This window comes from Amycolatopsis rhabdoformis (assembly GCF_035918295.1).
In the GTDB taxonomy this organism is placed as follows: Bacteria; Actinomycetota; Actinomycetes; order Mycobacteriales; family Pseudonocardiaceae; genus Amycolatopsis; species Amycolatopsis rhabdoformis.
This window is the reverse complement of the sequence record NZ_CP142149.1, coordinates 3,090,108-3,109,907: the sequence shown is the minus strand read 5'-3', so window position 1 is coordinate 3,109,907 and position 19,800 is coordinate 3,090,108. Positions and strand designations below refer to the sequence as shown.

18 protein-coding genes, 1 tRNA gene and 3 pseudogenes are annotated in these 19,800 nt (G+C 67.3%); 16 read left to right on the top strand and 6 right to left on the bottom strand.

Translation table 11 applies throughout. The features are described 5' to 3' along the window. Positions 1–50: 50 nt before the first annotated feature. From VSH64_RS14000 to VSH64_RS48505, 12 genes and pseudogenes are all read left to right on the top strand, one after another. Positions 51–1,550, top strand: coding sequence for a hypothetical protein (locus tag VSH64_RS14000; RefSeq protein WP_326836011.1), 1,500 nt, complete (start codon positions 51–53; stop codon positions 1,548–1,550). 55 nt (positions 1,551–1,605) lie between these two features. Next, a pseudogene (locus VSH64_RS13995) lies at positions 1,606–2,844 on the top strand (helix-turn-helix domain-containing protein). Between the two features lie 10 nt (positions 2,845–2,854). Further along, positions 2,855–3,409, top strand: a pseudogene (locus VSH64_RS13990) (flavoprotein); the annotation flags it as partial. A 58-nt stretch (positions 3,410–3,467) separates the two neighbouring features. After that, entirely contained in the window at positions 3,468–3,947 is a 480-nt protein-coding gene (locus VSH64_RS13985; protein ID WP_326836010.1) for a hypothetical protein, read from the top strand. Positions 3,948–3,997: 50 nt separating this feature from the next. Further along, positions 3,998–4,270 carry a hypothetical protein gene (locus tag VSH64_RS13980; protein WP_326836009.1) on the top strand — a complete coding sequence of 91 codons (273 nt, stop codon included), beginning with the start codon at positions 3,998–4,000 and terminating at the stop codon, positions 4,268–4,270. Positions 4,271–4,307: 37 nt separating this feature from the next. Then, positions 4,308–4,754, top strand: a complete 447-nt coding sequence (locus tag VSH64_RS13975) for a hypothetical protein (RefSeq protein WP_326836008.1) — start codon at positions 4,308–4,310, stop codon at positions 4,752–4,754. Positions 4,755–5,026: 272 nt separating this feature from the next. Next, positions 5,027–5,275, top strand: a complete 249-nt coding sequence (locus VSH64_RS13970) for a hypothetical protein (protein WP_326836007.1) — start codon at positions 5,027–5,029, stop codon at positions 5,273–5,275. Further along, the gene (locus tag VSH64_RS13965) at positions 5,259–5,507 is read left to right on the top strand and encodes an AMED_5909 family protein (protein ID WP_326837946.1); all 249 of its coding nucleotides are present in this window, start codon (positions 5,259–5,261) and stop codon (positions 5,505–5,507) included. The genes VSH64_RS13970 and VSH64_RS13965 overlap by 17 nt, the downstream gene beginning before the upstream one ends. Before the next feature lie 881 nt (positions 5,508–6,388). Further along, positions 6,389–6,808: pseudogene (locus VSH64_RS13960) on the top strand (replication initiator); the annotation flags it as partial. A gap of 14 nt (positions 6,809–6,822) precedes the next feature. Continuing rightward, the gene (locus VSH64_RS13955; RefSeq protein WP_326836006.1) at positions 6,823–7,041 is read left to right on the top strand and encodes a helix-turn-helix transcriptional regulator; all 219 of its coding nucleotides are present in this window, start codon (positions 6,823–6,825) and stop codon (positions 7,039–7,041) included. Then, positions 7,041–8,240, top strand: coding sequence for a tyrosine-type recombinase/integrase (locus tag VSH64_RS13950; RefSeq protein ID WP_326836005.1), 1,200 nt, complete (start codon positions 7,041–7,043; stop codon positions 8,238–8,240). Before VSH64_RS13955 ends, VSH64_RS13950 begins: the two co-directional genes overlap by 1 nt. Positions 8,241–8,446: 206 nt before the next feature. Then, positions 8,447–8,986 carry a restriction endonuclease gene (locus VSH64_RS48505; RefSeq protein WP_407655644.1) on the top strand — a complete coding sequence of 180 codons (540 nt, stop codon included), beginning with the start codon at positions 8,447–8,449 and terminating at the stop codon, positions 8,984–8,986. Positions 8,987–9,435: 449 nt separating this feature from the next. Here the strand turns inward: VSH64_RS48505 and VSH64_RS13945 are convergent. Then, positions 9,436–9,509: transfer RNA gene (locus VSH64_RS13945), tRNA-Pro, on the bottom strand. 143 nt (positions 9,510–9,652) lie between these two features. Beyond that, on the bottom strand, positions 9,653–10,822 hold the full coding sequence (locus VSH64_RS13940) for an alginate lyase family protein (protein WP_326836004.1): 1,170 nt from the start codon (positions 10,820–10,822) through the stop codon (positions 9,653–9,655). 197 nt (positions 10,823–11,019) lie between these two features. On the opposite strand from VSH64_RS13940, the gene VSH64_RS13935 reads away from it, so the two are divergent. Both VSH64_RS13935 and VSH64_RS13930 read left to right on the top strand, forming a co-directional pair. Next, positions 11,020–11,592, top strand: a complete 573-nt coding sequence (locus tag VSH64_RS13935) for an RNA polymerase sigma factor (RefSeq protein ID WP_326836003.1) — start codon at positions 11,020–11,022, stop codon at positions 11,590–11,592. Next, entirely contained in the window at positions 11,585–12,448 is an 864-nt protein-coding gene (locus tag VSH64_RS13930; RefSeq protein WP_326836002.1) for a CU044_5270 family protein, read from the top strand. Before VSH64_RS13935 ends, VSH64_RS13930 begins: the two co-directional genes overlap by 8 nt. Before the next feature lie 4 nt (positions 12,449–12,452). Here VSH64_RS13930 and VSH64_RS13925 read toward each other — a convergent pair whose 3' ends face one another. Both VSH64_RS13925 and VSH64_RS13920 read right to left on the bottom strand, forming a co-directional pair. After that, on the bottom strand, positions 12,453–13,223 hold the full coding sequence (locus VSH64_RS13925; protein ID WP_326836001.1) for an enoyl-CoA hydratase/isomerase family protein: 771 nt from the start codon (positions 13,221–13,223) through the stop codon (positions 12,453–12,455). Beyond that, the gene (locus VSH64_RS13920) at positions 13,220–14,131 is read right to left on the bottom strand and encodes a PaaX family transcriptional regulator (RefSeq protein WP_326836000.1); all 912 of its coding nucleotides are present in this window, start codon (positions 14,129–14,131) and stop codon (positions 13,220–13,222) included. Before VSH64_RS13920 ends, VSH64_RS13925 begins: the two co-directional genes overlap by 4 nt. A gap of 133 nt (positions 14,132–14,264) precedes the next feature. Between VSH64_RS13920 and VSH64_RS13915 the strand changes: the two genes are divergently transcribed. Next, positions 14,265–15,902, top strand: coding sequence for an ABC-F family ATP-binding cassette domain-containing protein (locus VSH64_RS13915; RefSeq protein ID WP_326835999.1), 1,638 nt, complete (start codon positions 14,265–14,267; stop codon positions 15,900–15,902). 881 nt (positions 15,903–16,783) lie between these two features. On the opposite strand, the gene VSH64_RS13910 is transcribed toward VSH64_RS13915, so the two are convergent. Both VSH64_RS13910 and VSH64_RS13905 read right to left on the bottom strand, forming a co-directional pair. Beyond that, positions 16,784–17,212 (bottom strand): PPOX class F420-dependent oxidoreductase, encoded by a 429-nt coding sequence (locus tag VSH64_RS13910; protein WP_326835998.1) that lies wholly within the window; start codon positions 17,210–17,212, stop codon positions 16,784–16,786. 126 nt (positions 17,213–17,338) lie between these two features. Further along, complete coding sequence (locus VSH64_RS13905) at positions 17,339–18,286, bottom strand: methionyl-tRNA formyltransferase (protein WP_326835997.1); 948 nt, start codon at positions 18,284–18,286, stop codon at positions 17,339–17,341. Between the two features lie 151 nt (positions 18,287–18,437). Here VSH64_RS13905 and VSH64_RS13900 point away from each other — a divergent pair, with 151 nt between their 5' ends. Then, positions 18,438–19,778: a lysine N(6)-hydroxylase/L-ornithine N(5)-oxygenase family protein gene (locus VSH64_RS13900; protein WP_326835996.1), complete on the top strand. Its 1,341-nt coding sequence runs from the start codon at positions 18,438–18,440 to the stop codon at positions 19,776–19,778. Positions 19,779–19,800 lie beyond the last annotated feature (22 nt).

The following is a 19,800-nucleotide window of genomic DNA, read 5'->3' as shown; positions in this document are numbered from 1 at the left end:
CATGCGAGCTGAATTCCTATAAGATCAACTTTGACATCGACGCTGCACACGTGAATGTTGACGACCTCGATGCGCTTGGCCAAGGGGCAAACCAAACGATCCTGACGATCATGCAGGAAAGCTGGTCAGTTCGCATTGTTTTCACTGGCAGCACGGTCACCGTGTACGAGGATGGTGATCTTCGAGATTCTGCGGATGCCGACCGCCTCGGCGCTATATCCGCAGCGATAGAACAAGAAGACGCCGTCGAAATCGTTGAAGAATGCATTGACATGAGTGCGCATCTTTCGGTCGAGCTTGTGAATGACCCGCAGAAGTCTAGGTTTCATTATGTAGATAGCGTTGACTATCTACATAGCAGGCTGACCAGTCCAGGTTGGCACAAGTTTATCGGCAGGCTGTTCGAGCATGTTGATACGTTGATAGTGGGAGATCTCGAAGATTCCACGATCGCCCTCCCTGAACTCAAGATACATGGCAAGGCGGGAGGTAGAGGCAATCAGCGGATCTTGACTGAGATTTCAGTCGGCAGGGACGGTGATGTGTCGTTACCGTCACCGCAGTGGCTGGCTCCTCTATTAATCACAACCGACGAAAGCTCAAGCGCGAAAGGAATTGAAGGGCTTGCAGACCTATTTCGCGGTTGCTGCAGCTGCTTGACGTTTGCGGCGTTGGCCGACCGGGTTGATTCGTCACCGACCGCATTAGGTGTGGTTTTCTCTGGCGTCCGGGTCGTAAATATTCCGAATATCGCTATTGCGCCTGCGTCGGATGTCACAGGCGAGCTTGCGCTACTCGATTGGGCTTTCCCCGGATATGATTCCGGCAAACGTGAAGCTGTTCAACAGGCGGCGTCGCTTACTCTTGCCGATGGATCCGGATTTCAGGGTGGAGCAAGCCCGATCTACAGGACGGCAAGATCAGTTCACGATCTATCTCAGCGCGGAGCTGTTGCCGAAGCGCTAGCCAACAGGCGCACTGCGCGCGGATCGGCAATAAACGTCGCCCTCGATGCGGCTAAGCTGTGCAGGGAGATCGTGACGAAGGCACTCGAGCGTACTGTTATTCAGCTCGGCGCCGCAGTTGGCATTGTAATCGCCAATGCGAAGGATTTGTTTGGATCGACGGTGTCAGGATTCCTTCTGGCTGCCCTTACTTTGCTAATAGTTCTTTCGTGGCTTATTTCCTATCGCCTAGAGCTTGTGTCGGCAAATGACGCAATCGAATCTACGTCCACAGATTTGCAAGAATACCGTGACAGTCTGTCTGAAGACGATATTGAAGCAATTCGTAACCTGCAAACTATTAAGCAAGCGAAGAATAGAATTGTTAACTCGAAACGAATTGTAACTAGCCTCTCCGTCGCGTTTGCGTCCATTTTCGCAATCGGATCCATATACTTCCTAACTGGTCACAAGTTTGCTCTGACGCCGAGTGTCAATCAGAAGACGGGCCCACAGGTGACGGCAACGTTGCCCTCGCCGCCATCATCGACGCCGAAAGTTGTTCACAGCCCCAGCCTCCCGGCGCGACCTAGCGGACACCCCTAGGCTTTGAACTTCCTCCGTCCCAGCGTCGGTTGTTAAGCGCTGTTAATCTGGTGGTATGCGTGGTGCGGGGGATCAGCTCAGCATCGGCGAGCGGATCGCCTTCTACCGGCGGCGGCGTGGGCTGCCGCAGGCAGTGCTTGCTGACCTGGTGGGCCGCACTGAGGACTGGCTGAGCAAGATCGAGCGAGGTGAGCGGGACATCCGCAGGTTGGATGTCCTCGCTGACCTTGCCCGGGCCCTCAGAGTGACGCTAGGTGATCTAGTCGGCGAACCGGTCCTTATGGAGGACCAGGAGAAGAACGACGACGTCCCGGCCATCCGCGACGCCCTCATGGCACCCCGCCGGTTGTCCCGGACGCTGTTCTCCTCTGCGATGTCGCCCGAGTACATAGACTCGGCGCCGGTCGCTCAGCTGGTGGAAGGTGCCTGGTCGAGCTACCAAAACGGTCAGCTCGGTCGGGTCGTCGCGGCGCTGCCAGGCTTGATCAAGACGAGCCAGGCCTTGTAAGCCGCGTCGGTCGATGACGCGGCTTACAAGCGTGCGTGCGCGGCCGTATCGGCACGGGTCCACCATCTGGCAGCGACCACGCTCAGCAAGATCGGCGAGGCCGACCTCTCCTGGATTGCCGCCGAACGGGCGATGCAAGCTGCGGACGACGCCGATGACCCACTGGTCCTGGCCTCGGTCGCCCGTTCGGGCACACATGCGCTCCTGGCCGTGGGTCGGTTCGATGACGCACTCGAACTCGGCGACGTCGCCGCGAAGTGGCTCGTCCCTCGGATGGCCGCCGGTGATCCAGCCGCGCTGAGCCTCTACGGGATGCTTTACCTCCGCACGGCCGTCGCCGCTGCTCGGCACCAGGACCGGTCGACCGCGAATGACCTGCTCGCGAACGCCGGCCGGGCTGCGGAGCAGCTCGGAGTGGACGCGAACCACTGGCAGACCGGATTCGGGCCGGCCAACGTCGAGCTCCACAGGCTTTCTGCCGCTCTCGACCTGGGCGACGTAAGTCAGGTGATCGAGAGCGCGCCCCGGGTGAACGTCGATCACTTGCCGGTCGAGCGGCAGGTCACGCACCTGATCGACTTCGCGCGGGCGCTGAGCTTGCTTGCGAAGGATGACGACGCACTTCAAGTGCTGCTCGACGCCGAGACCAAAGCCCCGACGATCGTCCACCACAACACGATGGTCCGGGAGGTCGTACGGTCCATGTACCGCCGTGCCCCGGCCTCGGCGGGTAAGAAGTCCTCGGCGCTGCTGGCGCTGGCTGAGCGCTGCGGCGCGGTGAGGTAGGCGCACGACGTCGCGCGTTCTCGGGCTCGTTGGCTCGGGTGCTGGTGGGGCGGAAGATCTCCTGTCGAAGCTGATCCGTCCCGCCCAAGCCGCCGGTTGGACGGTAGCGGTCACCTTGACGCCAACAGCCGGCCAATGGCTGGCCGAGTCAGGCGCGCTGGCCGAGATCGAAGAAGCCACCGGCTACCCGGTGCGGGTCGATGCCCGGTCTCCGTCGCAGACCAGCCCGCACCCGGCGCCGGACTGCTACCTGGTGACGCCAGCCTCGGCCAATACAGTCGCGAAGCTCTCCCTCGGCATCGCCGACAATCAGGCGTTGACGCAGGTCAACGAAGCGATCGGGACCCTCAACCTGCCCGTCGTGGTCTTCCCGCGCGTGAACGCGGCGCACGCCCGTCAGCCGTTCTGGGATATGCACATCGAGAGCCTCCGCCGCGTCGGCGTGCATCTGCTCTACGGCGACGACGTCTGGCCGTTTCATGAGCCGCGCAGCGCTCCCGGCAGGGAACTCCCCTGGGCGGCGATGCTCGACGCGATCGAAAAGGCTGCGCCTGCCTCGTCATAACTGGCGTCCGCCAAATCATGACGTCCGCCGCGAGCCGGGAGCGTGCAAAGGTGGCTGCGTGGACAAAGGTGAGCGCCTGGAAGCGCTGATCGGCACTTGGTCGTCGGAGTCAGCTGGGCTCTACCACAGCACCTTTGAGGACGAGTCCCTCGTGATCAGTGCCGACGGCTTGGGTCGGTTTCAGTTCAGTCGTCCCAATTACAGCGACACGTCGGACTTCACGTGGCGCACGATCACCCCGGGCCAGGTCGAGTTAACCTGGTCGGCTCGACGGGTCGTCGGTGGCGGCGCCGCGAGCGATCAGCCGCCCAGGTCGGGGCCAGTGTTGCTTACCTACGCCGTGAACGAGGAAGACACGCCGCTCGCTGGGCGACGTCTGGTCCTTCGGATCGATCCGGCCATCGTCTTCGCGCGCGAGTTCGGCCCCCATGGCGAGGCCAGCGCACCGCCGGACCTGCATTGGGCCGGCCGCTACCCCTTGATCGAACCGACCCGGACAGCTTGTCCGGGTGATCTTCCCCGCCCGGGTGTCTCCTGATCTCAGCGCGCCAAACCGGGCGCGCAGAAACCGAGATATCGGGAGAGCACATGGGCATTCACGTAGTGATTCAGCCCCTCGTCGGATACGGCGCCGCCGTCGTGTCGCCTTCCCCGGGAGTCCGCCAGCTGGTGGCCGGGGGCGATGAAACCGCGATCATGATCCAGGTACCGGCTCGGATCGGCGGCCTGATGGACACCGCGCGGTTCGCGCGGAGCCTCGCCGTGGCCGCGAACGAGTTCGGCGAGTGGTGCGAGTCGCAGAACCGTACCCGCACGTACTCCTCTCCTCTCGGCGACCAGTGGGCCGAAGAGCGCGACTGAGCGCTACCCAAAACACAGAGCAGCAAAGGGATTCAGCATGACTATCGACAAGGGACACCGGTTCGGCATCGACTTCGACGACGCGTTTCCGCAGGGCTTGGTGATGGTGGGCGAGGTGTCGCCGGACAACGAGTACCAGTCGCGTGAAGACCGCTCCGCCGGTCGGCCGACGCGTCAGCGCATCGACGAGGTGACGGGCAAGCGGCAGTGGAAGGTCAGGGTCACCGACCCGGCCGAGACGAAGGCGAAGCGCGCCTCGTTCGAAATCACGTTCCTCGCGGACGTGCAGCCGGTGCCGACGACGAGTGAGGTGCTGCCGGGGATGCGCCCGGTCGAACTGGAGGGGCTCACCGCAGAACCGCGCGTGGCCGGGCAGGGCGAGTTCAAGTACCAGTCGTACGCCTTCTGCGCGACGGGGTTCAAGGCTGCCGCGTCCAAGCCGGCGCGGTCGTCGCAGCAGGAGCAGACGGCCAAGGCGGCGTGACGGCCCGATGGTGACGCGAAAGTCGGTTCGCGCGTGGGAGGACGCGTACCGCAAGTACGGGGCGGCGTCGGAGGTCGCAGCCCGCGCGAGTCGGGGCGGCAACGGGACAGCGTCGGTCATGGCGCACGCCTCGGCAGAGGTCGCCTCGGCCTGGCGGGCCATCGCGGAGAACAAGGACGAGCTGCCCTGGTGGATGTTGGCGGCGGTGGAATCCGCGGCGGAGGCGTTCGAGGACCAGGCGCGGCACTGGCAGCAGCAGGAAGGAAGCGGCGTTGACGTTCAGCGCGACGTGGACGCCCGGACCAGAGGCGGTCGCGGGGGTGCACCAGAGTGGTTCGGCGATACCTCCGGGTTTGGTGGTGTACCTCGATCCGGACAGCCTGGCGATCACCCCGCCGGCCGATCCGGCGCTGTGGCCGAGGTTCGCGGAGTTCCTTCGCCAGCTCCGCGATGGGGCGGAGCAACTGGCGGCAGTGGTCGAGGCGCGGGCGGGACTGGCGCGTGATGGCGACGACGACTGAGCCCACGACTCTCCAGGCTGCGCACACTGCGGCGTCCGAGCGACGTCCGCCGTCCAATGCGGACCTCACCGCGTGGGTGGCTTTTCACCAGGGCAACGCCCGGATGTATCGCATCGTCGCGGACATCGATCGGTGGCATCACCACGAAGCCATGTACTGGGTCGGCTACGAGGAACGGAAGGCTGGTGAGGTGTCGGCACGTATCCAGGCGGAGAAGTCGCACAACAACTAGTCGCATGTAGACGACCGAGAAGTCAAGAGGAATAACGAAAAACGCGCGTGAGGACGTGCGGCGATGAAGCACGGCCTCATTCGGTGTTCGTGACCCGTAAGGCGCAGAAGCGGAACCTGGCTACCAACCTTGCCGCTCCTGCGCTTGTCCACAACCAGCGGAAGTGAACAATGACAACGCTAAACGATGGCAAGAACCGTCCGCTAGACGGGGTCACCCAAACGCGGTGTACCTCCTGCAGACGATTCGCGAAGCTCCTGCCTGGCGAGACGAAGTGTGCTCACTGCTTGGGCGCGCTGCCGCTGGACCTCACCGTGCGGCGAGGTGACCGGTGATGTCGGCAGGCTTCTTGGTGATGTTGACCGCAGGCCTCGGGCTCGGGGTCTGGGTGCTGCACAAGATCGGCCGCGCGCTGGCCTCGGTTGCTGAGGCATTGGCGGCGGCCGCGATCGTGTTCGTGGCTCTGTGGTGGCTGTGCAAGGGCATTTTCTGGCTCGTAGCGCAGGTGTTCAGGCGGTGGCGCACCAGTCTCACGGTCGTTGCCGCTTTTGTGTGGGTCCAGGTGCTCGGGTGGGTGTCGCTTGCCGCAACGCTCGCTGCAATCGCCGCCGTGCTCACTGTGTGGCGTCTCATCGACGTGGTGTCGTTCGACCAACTGTGCTGGCGTTTCCTGCGCTCCTGGTGGGCACGCTGGGCGGTCTACGGCCGCAAGCTCCCGGGTTGGCTGCACGCCTGCGGACTGTCCATCCGGGACGAGGCGATGCCGGTGGTTGTCAATGTCAACCTCGTCGGGCGGCGGCGTTCGCTGTCTCGTTCGACGTCTACCCGAACCGGGGTTGATCTGCCGAAGGTGCTCAAGGTCCGCTCGGGTCCGTCGTGGGACGAGGTGCGGGTGGAGCTGTGCGGTCTGGCTGCTCTACGGGATCCAGCCCAGGGGCGCCAACGGGAAGACCACTCCAGGCCACTGCAAGGGACGGGCCCACCGGCGGACCACGCTCGGGCTTCCGGGGCGTCGGGTGCTGGTGTCGCGGAAGTGGTCGGGCAAGACGCTCGTGGACCACAAGGCCGACCGGCGCGGCTTCGTCCTGGATGCGCTGGCGGCCGTCGGCATCGAGAAGCCACAACCGGATCCATCGCGGCTGGTCTGGCGGAAAGTCGATGCCGGCGACCCACAGGTGCCACCCCGCCCGCATCTCGTTATGCACGCGATCGCCGAACGCATCGCCTGGAAGGCCGAGTACGACCGAGCACTACTCGCCGCTTCACCGCCGGAAACTTCGGCAACTCGGACGGCAGCGTGACTGAGGAGGACCAGATGGAACTGCGACTCGTGGACGGGCCTTGGTTCACCACCGAGGAACTGGGCGAGCTGTTGGGTGTAGACCCGTCGACCGTGAGGCGCTGGCGTACGTCTCGGCCGCCGCAGGGTCCGCCGTTTGTGCAGCTATCGGAGCGCGTGACGGTCTACAGCGCTGCTGACGTGGAGGCCTGGCTTCGGAGTAGGCGGGTCGATCCTGGGGCGGTGGCTGCGTAATGGCGGGTGAGGTGGCTCTTCCGATTGGAGTCTCGCTCTCATCGGATATCGAGTATCGGGCGGGGCGGGCCAAGCCCTACAAGGCCCGGGTGCGGTGGATCGACCCGGTGACGAAGAAGCGGCCGAGCAAGTCGGAGTCGTTCGCCGAGGAAGACGACGCTCGGGGTTGGGTCCAGCGAATCGAGCGTGCAGCGGCGCAGGGTGTCGACCCGTTGACGGCCACCATGTCGCTGTCGGAGTACGGCGACGCCAATATGCCACTTGCCTTGCGTGGTCTGGAAGCGAAGACGACTGACCCGTACATGGCCGGCTGGCGCAAGCGCGTCGTTCCCTCGTTGGGGCACTTGCCGGTCAGCATGATCACGAACGGGGCGGTCGACCGCGCGGTTCACGCGTGGATCGCCGATGAGTGCAGCCGGTCGACGGTGAAGAACAGCATCGCCGTGCTCGTGCGGGTCATGGAGCAGGCGGTTCGTGACGAGCTGATCGACCGAAACCCGGCGCGGGTGACGGGGTGGCAGCAGGAGTACAAGCGTGCTGAGGACGAGTTGGACGATCCGCGGTCGCTGGCGCTCCCGGACTGGTTCGCGCTGACAACCTTGGCCGATGCGCTGGTCGAACGCTCGTCGGGTGAGTATCGCGGTTGGGGTGAGGTCGTGTTGTTCGCGGCGTCGACGGCCGCCCGGATCGGGGAAGTCTCGGGCTGCCGTGTGCGGGACATCGACACGACCGAATGGACGTGGACGGTCCGACGCCAGACCACTCCGTCACCTGGTGGGCTCGTGGACAAGGGCACCAAGGGCAAGCGGGCGCGGACCGTGCCTTTGATCGAGGACATTCGGGAGCTCGTCGAGCGCCGTATCGCCCTGGCCGACCGCGACCCGGACGGCCGGCTGTTCACGGGTCCTCGCGGCGGCCGCATCACGACAGCCGTCCTCCGCGACGCAACTTCGTGGGATGAGGTGGTTTCAAAGCTCGGCTACGAGCACCTTCGACGCCACGACCTGCGCCACACGGGCCTGACATGGATGGCAGACGCTGGCGTCCCCGTGCATCACCTGCGAAAGATCGCCGGGCACGGGTCGCTGACCACAACACAGCGCTATTTGCATCCGGGTCGCCAGTCAGTAGTGGATGCTGGTGAGCTGCTCACGAAACACCTGAGATCGCCGCGGCGTTCGCACCTGCATGCCGTCTAGCCGAACATTCGGGCACGAAATTCGCTGACCGTGAATCAGAAATTCATAGCGGAAAGAGTTGGGAAATTCCGGATTTTGCGAACCTGTGAGCTACGCGGCATCCTCGATTCCTGGAACGCTGTGCACACAAGAGAAATTTCGGTCCAGATTGATCGAGCGTCGCGGCGCCCTGGACATTGGACTATAAATCTGGAAATATTGACGGAATGAGTAATGGTAAAGTTCCTGATTCGTCGGACTCTGACCCTCTCTGGCAACGGTATGAGGTATCTGTTCGAGAGTTACTGTCAGCCTTGGATCCAGATGCTACCGTTCGTCATAACGCGCACGTGCAGGGTCGTCTTAGTCAAGTCGCGCGCCAGATTGACGTCTGGGCCGAAGGGACTGTAATCGGACAGCGAATTTCTGTTGCAGTTGAGTGCAAACTGCGTCGGCGTCCGGCAGACGTGCAGATTATTGATGCGTTCATTGGGAAACTTCTGGATATTGGCGCAGATCGTGGCGTTATCTATTCATCCTCAGGGTTCAGTGATGGGGCAAATATGCGAGCGTATGCGAACCGAAACCCGAGCGTCTTGCCGGTTGAACTAGCGACGCCGCAGATTTTGCATGATCTGAGAAGGGCTCCTGGCTACCCTGCTGACTTACTGGTGCAGGACATCCCACCGCACTGGGTTGAAGATCTTGACGAAGATATATTCGCACAGTATTTGAAGACGGGAGAACCTCCAAAGTTTTTCAGCTAGTTAGTTGATAACTGAGGCCGTGGTGGAGTCTTGCGTTAACGGGTTGTTTCGTCGACTTGCGCCTTGCCCCGGCCAGTCCGAATACGGGCTGGTGGGCCTGCAGGGGTTGGCAAGATACCGTTTGGCCGCGCGAGCGTGACCCTAGCGCCCGGCTTAGTCGGCGACGCTCCTGCGCCGCGAGGGCACTGCCTTCTGTATGCGCTCTTGCCTCGGTGGCGCCGCTGGCAGGTCGTCTGGCGCCGGGCGATGGGTGTACTGACTCGGACGAGCGATGGCTTCGAGCAACGGCAGAACCTTGAACACTCCTGAACGTGCTCAGACGGGGTACAGATGGTCCCCAAGTGGTCCCCAAGGCGCTCTAGGCGGCTTCGGTCCAAGATCGGAAACTTGCAATGCAAAGAGCCGCTTGACCTGGGCTTTCACCCAAGCCAAGCGGCTTTCTCGTCCGGTCGGGCTGACAGGATTTGAACCTGCGACCCCTTGACCCCCAGTCAAGTGCGCTACCAAACTGCGCCACAGCCCGGACCCGTGCTCCGCGGAGGTGATCCGTGAAGCGCGATGTGAGTACTTTAGCGGGTCGCGTGGAGGGGGTTGCAAGGGGGCACCACTTACCTGCTGACCTGCGGAAACAAGGGCAGCACGACAACCTCAGCAGTCACACGAGCCTCAGGCGGGGTTCTCCGCGTGGGTGAGGGTTTGCCAGGCGACGAAGAGGTTGTTGGTGCCGGCGGGGCGTTGGCGGGTGGTGAGGGTTTGGGTGTTGGTCATGGCGATGCCGAGGCGGGTGTGGAGGGCGTTGTAGCCGACCTCGGTCACGGGGCCCAGGCCGAGGTGGAGGGTGCCGCCGCACAGGGAAGACGGGGCGGGGGTGCCGAGTTCGTACTTGGACTGGAAGCCGAGGGCCTGGCGGAGGCGTTCGCCGATGTCGGTGCCGTACAAGTCCTGGCCTTGGATGCGGGAGGTTTCGGCGACGTCGGCGATGGAGGCGATGCCGTAGCCCGTGTGGACGAAGTCGCGGCAGGTTTCCTGGGTGAGGCCGGTGGTGAAGGTGGACTGTTTCTGCCAGTAGTTCACGATCTGGTCGCGGGTGGTGAGGCCGCTGCCGGGGACGGTTTTGGGGAGGGTGCCGTCCGTGGGGAGGTAGACGTAGGCCGCCACGCGGTTGCGGTAGCGGGTCATGGCGGAGTCGTAGCTGGTTTTGTCGTCGAGGAAGACGGAGATGCCGACGGCGGCCTCGGTCATCACGAGTTCCCAGTTGCCGTTGCTGTTGCTGCCGGCCAGGAGCTTCGGCAGGTAGACGGTGCGCAGCATGGTCGCGAAGCGGCCGGCGTTGGGCCAGCTCGTGTAGGTGGACTTGATCAGTTCGGCGGCGCGTGACCACGAGGCGCCGGCCCAGCCGGTCTGCAAGGGGGCGTTGCTGTTGGTGTGGCTGGTGATCGTGGCGGACCAGGCGTCCATGAGGGCGATGGCCTTCTGGGCGTAGCGCGCGTCCTGCGTGAGGTACCAGGCCAGGGCGTCGGTGTAGGCCGCGATGGCGTCCTCGCGCTCGTCGGTGCAGCCGAGGTTCGGGTTGGAGTACGAGCCGCACTCCACGACGGCGCGGGGTTTCGCCGTGCGGGACAGTGAGGCGTACTTGCTGCCCATCATCTGGTCGTACGCGCTCTTCCACGGCTGTGCGCCGGCGGAAACCTTGTCCCGCACGAAATCCAGCTGCGGGCGGCTCACGAGGACGCCCGGATGGGTGAAGGTGGCGGGCGCGGCCTGGGCCGGGGCCGTCAGGAGGCCGAGGCTGATCGGGATCAGGGCGGCGAACGACAGGAGTCTGCGAGCGGACATGGCTCTCCTCGGTGGGGGGACGGGAGGCGGATCTGTCACCGGTGAGCGCTGTGATCAGTGTGTGGTCCAGACCATGGAACGTCAAGCGCGAATCCGGACATCATTCGCATTCGGAATGACCGTTCAGCCCGCTGAATGAACTCGATTCGCCGCTCCTGCGGATAACCGGTGACACTGCATCCGAGAAGGGGTGATCGATGGACGACGCCGGGGTGATCGGCCGGTCCGTGGCCGAACCCGACCTGTTCGCCGCCATCTTCGACCGGCACGCGCCGCACATCCACCGGTACCTCGCGCGGCGCCTGGGTCGGGACGTGGCGGACGACGCGTTGGCTGACACGTTCCTGGTCGCGTTCGGCAAACGCGACCGGTACGACCGCGACCGGCCGGACGCGCGGCCGTGGCTCTACGGCATCGCGACCAACATCGTGAGCCGCCACCGCCGCGACGAGGTGCGCCAGTACCGCCTGCTGCGCGCCGTCGGGCCGCAGGACGCGGTGGACGGGCACGCCGACCGCGTGGCGGCCCAGGTGAGCGCCCAGGCGCGCGGGCCCGAGCTGGGGGCGGCGCTCGCGGCGCTGTCGGCCGGTGACCGGGACGTGGTGCTGCTCGTCGCGGCCGAACAGCTCGCCTACGAGGAGGTGGCGCAGGCGCTGGGCATCCCGGTCGGCACCGTCCGGTCGCGGCTCAACCGCGCCCGCCGCCAGTTGCGCGCCGCGCTCGGCGCCGCTGAACACCCCGACGTGAAGGAGGTTCCGTCCCATGGATGAGCTGCAGCTGGTCCGCGAACGCACGGCCGACGTCCCGCTGCCCGACCTCGCCGAGCTCCAGGCCGCCCGGGCCCGGCTGGTCGCGGTCACGGCGAAGGAGCCCCGCAGCCGGAAACGCCTCTGGCTGGCCGGCACCGCGACCGTCGGGATCGCGGCGGCCATCACCGCCGTCGTCTCGTTCGCCCCCAACGGTGACGGTCCGCTCGCGCCGCCCCGGGCCGCGGCCGACCCCGTGCGCGTGCTGCACGACGCCGCGGCCGAAGCCCTGAAGCTGCCGAGCACCCCGCCGCGGCCCGACCAGTTCGTGTACGTGAAGACGCAGTACGCCGACAGCGACCGCGAAGCCTGGATCTCGGCCGACGGCAAGCACGACGGCTACGTCCGCCAGGACGGCCAGACGCTCACCCTGCAGGCCTGCGTCGACGGCAAGTACCGCGTGCAGGGTGCCAACAACCCGGCGGCGAACGGCACCGAAGAGCCGTGTGTGGTGACGCCGGCCTACCGCGCCGACCTGCCGACCACCGCCGACGCGATGTTCCAGTACCTCGACAAGCACCACAGCGGCGAAGCCGGCGATGTGAACGCGATGGGCAAGGACGTGCAGATGCTCGTCGGCGAGACCTACCTGTCGCCGCGCACGAAGGCGGCCCTGTTCGACGCCGCCGCCAAGGTGCCCGGGCTGCAGGCCGTGGACCACGTGACCGACGCGGCGGGCCGCCCGGGGGTCGGCATCACCTGGCCCGGGCACGGCGTGACGCTGGTGTTCGACGCCAAGACGTTCACCTACCTCGGCACCACCCAGGGCGCCGTGGTCGGTTACGGGATCGTCGACCGCCCGGGGCAGCTGCCCCGCTGAGGCCTCAGCGGCCGGTGAAGCTCGCCTTGCCGGGCCCTTCGGTGAGGAACGACTTCACCGCGCCGCGCAGGTCTTCGGTGTCGAACAGCTCGGCGGCGATCGTGGTCACGTGGGCGTTGGCTTCGGGGACGCCGCCGTGTTCGAAGTGTGCCAGCACGCGTTTCGTGGCGGCGTGGGCCCGCGTCGGGCCGGCCGCGAGCCCGGCCGCGAAAGCGCGCGCCGCGGCGTCGAAGCCCTCGTCGGGCAGCACGCGGTTCACCACGTTCCAGCGTTCGAGCGTCTCGGCGGAGTAGGTGTCGCCGGTGAACACGAACTCCTTGGCCCGCGCGACGCCGGCGCGCGCGGCGAGCCGCTGGGTGCCGCCCATGGTCGGCGTCAGCCCCACCACCTTCTCCACCAGCCCGAACTTCGCGCGCGAAGCGGCCAGCAGCAGGTCGCACGCCACGGCCACCTCGAACGCCCAGGTGAGGCACAGGCCGTGGGCGGCGAACACGGTGGGGAACGGCAGCGCGGCGATGCGGTCGGGCACCGTGAGCAGCTCGTCGAAGAACACCTTCGCCTCGGCCGGCGAGCCCTGCGCGTCGAACAGGGCGACGTCGACGCCGCCGCTGACCACGCGGCCCTCGGCGCGGATCAGCAGCGCCCGCGCCGGCTCGGCCTCCAGCGAAGCGATGAGCCGGAGCAGGTCCGCTTGCAGCTCGGCGGTGTAGAGGTTGAGCGGCGGTGCGTCGATCGTGAGCACCGCGAGGCCGTCGGAGCGGTCGAGCCTGGTCACGCCTTCTCCTCGTTGTCCAGCAGCTTGTCCCAGTACGCCTGCGCGGCCGGGCGCCACTCCACGTGCTTGCGGTGGAACAGCTCGCTCGCCTTGCGCCCGCTCCACTCCGCGGGCAGCAGCTCGGCCGGCAGCCGCGGGTCGAGGAACGGGAAGCGGCGCCACTCGTGTACGAGTTCCGTCTGCGCGCGCAGAACGGCCGGGTCGCCGGTCGGGCGCAGGCCGGTGAAGCGGTCGATGAAGTCCTCGTAGCGGTCGGTGAGCTCCGAGAGGTCCCACGAGCGCTCGACCATGCTCTCCTGCTCGCCGACCTCGCCGTACTCGGCGGTGAACGACATCGCCTGGGCGTCGAGCTGCAGCTCCGCCACGATCTGCTGGGCCTCGTGCTGCCGGCTCGGGTCGGGGCTCACCCACACGCCCGCCACCGGCGAACCGAAGCCGGCCCACGTGAGGCGGGTGCGCAGCCGGTGGCGCAGGTCGCGCTTGGCCTCGGGCACCGACACGATCAGCATCAGCCAGCGGCCCTCCCACGCCACGGCCTCGCGGCCGAACGCGTAGATCCGGTCGGCGCCCTCGGTGAGCAGCCGACGGCCCGGTGCGGTGAGCGACCAGCGCACCCGCCGCCCGACGCGCTCGGACACCAGCCAGCCCTCGGCGGCCGAGCGCGCGAGCGCCTGGCGCGCCGACTTCTCCTCGATGTCGAGCATCCCCAGCGCTTCGACGAGCATGGACGTCCACACGGGACGGTCGCGGGGCAGCACGTACTCGCCCAGCACGGTCATCAACAGGGAACGGGCACTCGCGTGGCTGACCTCGCGGCGCCTGCTGACCGTCGGCCGCGGCGTGGCCGAGCGGGGTTCCCGCGGCTTCGCCCTCGGGCCGAGCGTGACCGACGTGGCGGGTTCCGCCATCGCTTTCACCGACCTCACTGCTTCGTGGTTGAGAACCTGCCCAGGCTACCCACGATGCGTGACCACGACGACACTCGACACACGGGGCGCGCGCGGGGTCCCGCCAGGTGGCACCCGTAGAATCGGCGGCGAAATGAGCGCAACACTCGTCGCGAAGGGCCTGGCCTCCGGCCACGGCGACCGCATCCTGTTCTCCGGCCTCGACCTGGTCGTGGCTCCCGGCGACGTCGTCGGCCTCGTCGGCGTGAACGGCGCCGGCAAGTCCACGCTGCTGCGCACCCTCGCGGGTCTGCAACGGCCCGAATCGGGTGAGGTCCGGCTGAACCCGCCGACCGCCACCGTGGGGCACCTCCCCCAGGAGCCCGAACGCCGGCCGGGGGAGTCCGTGCGGCAGTTCCTCGCGCGCCGCACCGGGGTCGCCGACGCCCAGCGCGAGCTCGACGTGGCCACCGAGGCGCTCACCGAGGGCGCCGCGGGCGCCGACGACAGCTACGGCACGGCGCTCGACCGCTGGCTCGCCCTCGGCGGCGCCGACCTCGACGACCGCGCGGGCGAGGTGGCGGCCGAGCTGGGGCTCGCCGTGGACCTCGACCAGCCGATGACGTCGCTCTCGGGTGGCCAGGCCGCGCGCGCCGGGCTCGCTTCGCTGCTGCTGAGCCGCTACGACATCTTCCTGCTCGACGAGCCCACCAACGACCTCGACCTCGACGGCCTCACCCGCCTCGAGCGCTTCGTGACCGGCCTGCGCGCGGGCACGGTGCTCGTGAGCCACGACCGCGAGTTCCTCGCGCGCACGGTGGACCGCGTGGTGGAGCTGGACCTGGCGCAGCAGCAGGTGAACACCTACGGCGGCGGCTACGAGTCCTATTTGGAGGAACGGGCCGTGGCGCGTCGCCACGCGCGCGAGGACTACGAGGAGTACGCCAACACCAAGCAGGCGCTCGAGGCCCGCGGGCAGATGCAGCGCTCGTGGATGGAAAAGGGCGTGAAGAACGCCCGGCGCAAGCAGACCGACAACGACAAGGTCGGCCGCAAGTTCCGCAGCGAGGCCACGGAGAAGCAGGCGTCGAAGGCTCGCCAGACCGAGCGCATGATCGAGCGGCTCGACGTGGTGGAGGAGCCCCGCAAGGAGTGGGAGCTGCGGATGGAGATCGCGGCGGCGCCCCGGGCCGGCGCGGTCGTGGCGACGCTGCGCGGCGCGGTCGTGCGCCGCGGTCCGTTCACCCTCGGTCCGGTGGACCTCCAGGTGGACTGGGCGGACAAGGTGGCCATCACCGGCGCCAACGGCGCGGGCAAGTCCACGCTGCTGGCGGCCCTGCTCGGCCGCTTGCCGCTCGACGAGGGCAACGCCGCGCTCGGCTCCGGCGTGGTCGTGGGCGAGGTCGACCAGGCCCGGCACCTGTTCCTCGACGACGTGCCACTGGCCGAAGCGTTCGCCCGCGAGGTGCCGGAGCTGCCCGACGCCGAGGTCCGCACCCTGCTGGCGAAGTTCGGCCTCAAAGCGGCACACGTGCTGCGGTCCGCCGCCACACTCTCGCCCGGCGAACGCACCCGCGCGGCCCTGGCCCTGCTGCAGGCGCGCGGTGTGAACCTGCTGGTGCTCGACGAGCCCACCAACCACCTCGACCTGCCCGCGATCGAGCAGCTCGAGTCCGCTTTGGACCGTTACCCGGGCACGCTGCTGCTCGTGACCCACGACCGGCGGATGCTGGACGCGGTGTCGGTGACGCGGCGGTTTGAAGTGGTGGACGGGAAGGTCACCGAAGCCTGACGGGTTTTCGGTGGCTGGTGCAGTTCGGCTAGGCGCGGCGTCGATGCGGGGTCGGTCGCGTGCTGGTTTGAAGTGGTGGACGGGGAAGTTGCCGCGGCCTGACGGGTCCCGGCCACCGGCGCAGACCGCCCGGCCACGGGGTTGGCGTGCGGTTCGAGGTGGCCCAGGGGAAGCCGCCGACGCCTGATCGGTGTGCGATCGCTGGTGCGGTTCGCCCCGGCGCGGTGTCGACGCCGTGTCGATCGCGCGCTGGTTCGAGGTGATGGATGGGGAAGTCGCCGAAGCCTGACCGGATCCCGGTCACTGGCGCAGCTCGCCCGGCCACGGTGTTGGCGCGCGGTTCGAGGTGGCCGAGGGGAAGTCGCGGAGGGCTGGTCGGCGTGCGATCGCTGGTGAAGTTCGCCTGGCCATGGTGGCGGCGCGGTGTCGGTCGCGTGCTGGTTCGAGGTGGTGGGTGCGGGACTCGCGGAGGCCTGACCGGTTCCCAGTCACCGGCGCAGCTCGCCCGGCCACGGGCGTCGGCGCGCGATTCGAGGTGGCTAAGAGGAAGGTCGAGGAGGCCTGGTCGGTTTGCGGTGGCTGGTGCGGTTCGCCCCGGCATGTTGTTGAGGCCGTGTCGGTGGCGTGCTGGTTCGAGGCGGTGGATGGGGGAGTCGCGGAGGACAGACCGGTTCCCAGTCACCGGCGCGCCTTGCCCGGCCATGGCGTCGAGGCGCGGTTCGAGGTGGCCGAGCGGGGAAGGCTCGGAGGGCTGGTCGGTTTGCGGTCGCTGGTGCGGTTCGCCCCGGCGCATGCTCGATGCCGTGTCGGTCACACGCCGGTTCGAAGTGGTGGACGGGAAAGTCACCGAGGCCTGACGGGTTCCGAGCCACCGGCGCACCTCAGCCGGCCACGGCGTCGACGCCGGTGGTGTGCGTCGGGTGGACCACGACCAGGACCTTGCCCGGTGAGGTGGCGTAGCCGACGAACTGCTCGACGCCCTCGGCCGGTAGGTAGCGGCGCGCGATGAGTTCCGAGCCGGCGCGCACGCGGTTCGGGTCGGTCACGATCTCGGCCGTGCCGTTGACCGAGACGAAGCTGTAGGGCGGTGCGTCGTCGTGCACGGTCACGGCCACTTCGGCCGACGACGCGATCGCGCGGCCCTTGACGCTGTCCTGGGTGATGTTCACCAGCACGTCTTCGCCGTCGGTGGCGTACCAGACCGGCACGGCGTGCGGGCGGCCGTCGGCACGGACGGTGACGAAGATGGCGCTGCGGCTGCCTTCGGTGAGGAAGGCGCGGGCGCGTTCGGCGGACATCGGCGTGGCCATTCGGGTTCCTCCAGTGGTCGGGCCCGGCGCGCTCACGCCGGGTCACGGTGGCGATCACCGTAACCCGGCCCACTGACAATCCCGGCCCACCGACGATTCCGGCGCACCGGAGAAACCCACCGAGCCTCACGGCCGATCGGTCAGGTACCCGCCCATCGTCGTGAAGTACTCGGCCGCCGCGAGCTCCGTGCCGTCCTCCGTGCGCACGCGCTCCACCAGCAGCCCGGGGGAGTGGCCGCGCCGTGCTTCGGTCCCGGCGACGATCACCACCCCGTCGCCCTCCTTGATGAAGATCCGCCCCGGCGTGCCGCCGTAGTGCCCGGCCGACACCGAGGCACGCACGATCCGCAGCGGCTTCCCGCGGTGGTAGGCGAAAGCGTTGGGGTAGGGATCCGACTGCGCGCGCACGAGCCGTTCGAGGTCCGCGGCCGGCCACGTCCAGTCGATGAGACTGTCGCGCGGTGCGCGTTTGTGGAAGAAGCTCGCCTTCGCCCGGTCCTGCGCGATCGGCACCACCGCGCCCGCCTCGATGAGCGCGAGCGCCTCCGCGACGATCGGCTCGATCAGGTCCACGGTGCGGTGGAACAGGTCCGTGGTTGTGTCCTTCGGACCCACGGCCACCGCGCGCTGCACCACGATGTCGCCGGCGTCGAGCTCGGCGTTCATCAGGTGCGCGGTCACGCCGACCTCGGGTTCGCCGTTGATCAGCGCCCAGATCAGCGGCGAGAAGCCGGCGTAGGCGGGCAGCAGCGAGTCGTGGACGTTCAGCGTGCCGTGGGGCGGCAGGTCGAAGATCTCGGGCGGCAGCCAGGTCCGCCAGTTGTTCGCGACGATCAGATCGGGCTCCGCGGCCTTCAGCTCGGCCAGCAGCTCCGGGTCATCGGGCCGGTTGCGCAGCAGCGCGCGGATCCCGTTCGCCTCGGCCAGCTCGGCCACCGAATCGTCCCAGATCTTCTCGTAGGCGTGGTCGCTCTTGGGGTGCGTGACCACGAGGACGACCTCGTGACCAGCGTCGATGAGGGCCCGCAGTGTGCGGTGCCCCCAGGTCTGGTAGCCGAACATGGCCACGCGCATCGGCGAATCCCTTTCGCGGTCCGGGGGACGAACATCACCCACAAGGTACTAGCTGAGCCTCTCCTAAGTTAGGTTAGGGTTTCCTGAGCATTTTCCGTCGGGTGAGCGAGCCGAGAGCCGAGATGCGGCAGTGCCGCGCTAGGGGACTTTCATGTCACGAGCAGTGGTCGGTGGCCAGGTGCCGGTGTACGACGTGGTCGGGGTGGGGTTCGGACCTTCGAACCTCGCGCTCGCGATCGCGCTGACCGAGCACAACGCCGCGCCCGGAGCCGGTGACACGGTCACCGCGCACTTCCTCGAGCGCCAGCCGCGCTTCGGCTGGCACCGCGGGATGTTGATCGACACCGCCACGATGCAGGTCTCGTTCCTCAAGGACCTCGCGACGATGCGCAACCCGACCAGCGAGTTCAGCTTCCTGAACTACCTGCACGCCAAGGACCGGCTGATCGACTTCATCAACCACAAGAACCTCTTCCCGCTGCGGATCGAGTTCCACGACTACTTCGAGTGGGCGGCGGAGAAGGTCGACGACCTCGTGTCCTACGGCACCGAGGTGCTGTCGGTCAATCCGGTCTGCGAAGGCGACGAAGTGGTCTTCTTCGACGTCCGCGCGAAGTCCGGCGGCGAGATCGTGGAACTGCGGGCGCGCAACCTGGTGCTGGGCACCGGATTGCGGCCGAACCTGCCCGAAGGCGTGACCGGCGGTGACCGGATCTGGCACAACAGCCAGCTGCTGCCGCGCGTCGAACGGTTGCGCGGCACCGAACCCCGCCGCTTCGTGGTGGTCGGCGCGGGCCAGAGCGCGGCCGAGGTCGCGGCGCTGCTGCACGACGAGTTCCCGCGCGCCGAGGTGTGCGCCGTGTTCGCGCGCTACGGCTACAGCCCGGCCGACGACAGCTCGTTCGCCAACCGGATCTTCGACCCCGAAGCGGTCGACCACTTCTACGGCGCGAGCGAGCCGGTGAAGGCCCGCCTGATGCGCTACCACGGCGCCACCAACTACTCCGCGGTCGACCTCGACCTGATCGACGAGCTCTACCGCCGCGTGTACCAGGAGAAGGTGCTCGGCGTGGAACGGTTGCGGCTGCTCAACGTGTCGCGGCCGGTGGAGGTGACCGACCACGGCACCCACGTGAGCGCCACCGTCGAATCACTGACCACCGGAGAACGTTCGGTGCTCGACGCCGACGCGGTCGTCTACGCCACCGGCTACCTGCCCGCGGACCCGACGCCGCTGCTGGGCGCGCTGGCCGCGGGCTGCCGGCGTGACGACGAAGGCCGGCTGCGGGTGGAGCGCGACTACCGCATCACCACCGACGCCACCGTGCGCGGCGGGCTGTACCTGCAGGGCGGTACCGAGCACACCCACGGCATCACGTCTTCGCTGCTGTCGAACACCGCGGTGCGCGTCGGCGAGATCCTGCGGTCCATTGTGGATCGCCGGGCGGCCGTGGCGCACCTGCCCGAGTACGCGGTGAGCGGCACGCGCTGACGGCGCGGGCCCCGTCCAGCTT

Coding starts and splice junctions, on each gene's coding strand:
- VSH64_RS13935 (WP_326836003.1), top strand. CDS start 11,020: ATGGACGACGCCGGGGTGATCGGCCGGTCCGTGGCCGAACCCGACCTG.
- VSH64_RS13965 (WP_326837946.1), top strand. CDS start 5,259: ATGGCGACGACGACTGAGCCCACGACTCTCCAGGCTGCGCACACTGCG.
- VSH64_RS13900 (WP_326835996.1), top strand. CDS start 18,438: ATGTCACGAGCAGTGGTCGGTGGCCAGGTGCCGGTGTACGACGTGGTC.
- VSH64_RS48505 (WP_407655644.1), top strand. CDS start 8,447: ATGAGTAATGGTAAAGTTCCTGATTCGTCGGACTCTGACCCTCTCTGG.
- VSH64_RS13905 (WP_326835997.1), bottom strand. CDS start 18,286: ATGCGCGTGGCCATGTTCGGCTACCAGACCTGGGGGCACCGCACACTG.
- VSH64_RS13955 (WP_326836006.1), top strand. CDS start 6,823: ATGGAACTGCGACTCGTGGACGGGCCTTGGTTCACCACCGAGGAACTG.
- VSH64_RS13975 (WP_326836008.1), top strand. CDS start 4,308: ATGACTATCGACAAGGGACACCGGTTCGGCATCGACTTCGACGACGCG.
- VSH64_RS13910 (WP_326835998.1), bottom strand. CDS start 17,212: ATGGCCACGCCGATGTCCGCCGAACGCGCCCGCGCCTTCCTCACCGAA.
- VSH64_RS13950 (WP_326836005.1), top strand. CDS start 7,041: ATGGCGGGTGAGGTGGCTCTTCCGATTGGAGTCTCGCTCTCATCGGAT.
- VSH64_RS13940 (WP_326836004.1), bottom strand. CDS start 10,822: ATGTCCGCTCGCAGACTCCTGTCGTTCGCCGCCCTGATCCCGATCAGC.
- VSH64_RS13920 (WP_326836000.1), bottom strand. CDS start 14,131: ATGGCGGAACCCGCCACGTCGGTCACGCTCGGCCCGAGGGCGAAGCCG.
- VSH64_RS13930 (WP_326836002.1), top strand. CDS start 11,585: ATGGATGAGCTGCAGCTGGTCCGCGAACGCACGGCCGACGTCCCGCTG.
- VSH64_RS13915 (WP_326835999.1), top strand. CDS start 14,265: ATGAGCGCAACACTCGTCGCGAAGGGCCTGGCCTCCGGCCACGGCGAC.
- VSH64_RS13980 (WP_326836009.1), top strand. CDS start 3,998: ATGGGCATTCACGTAGTGATTCAGCCCCTCGTCGGATACGGCGCCGCC.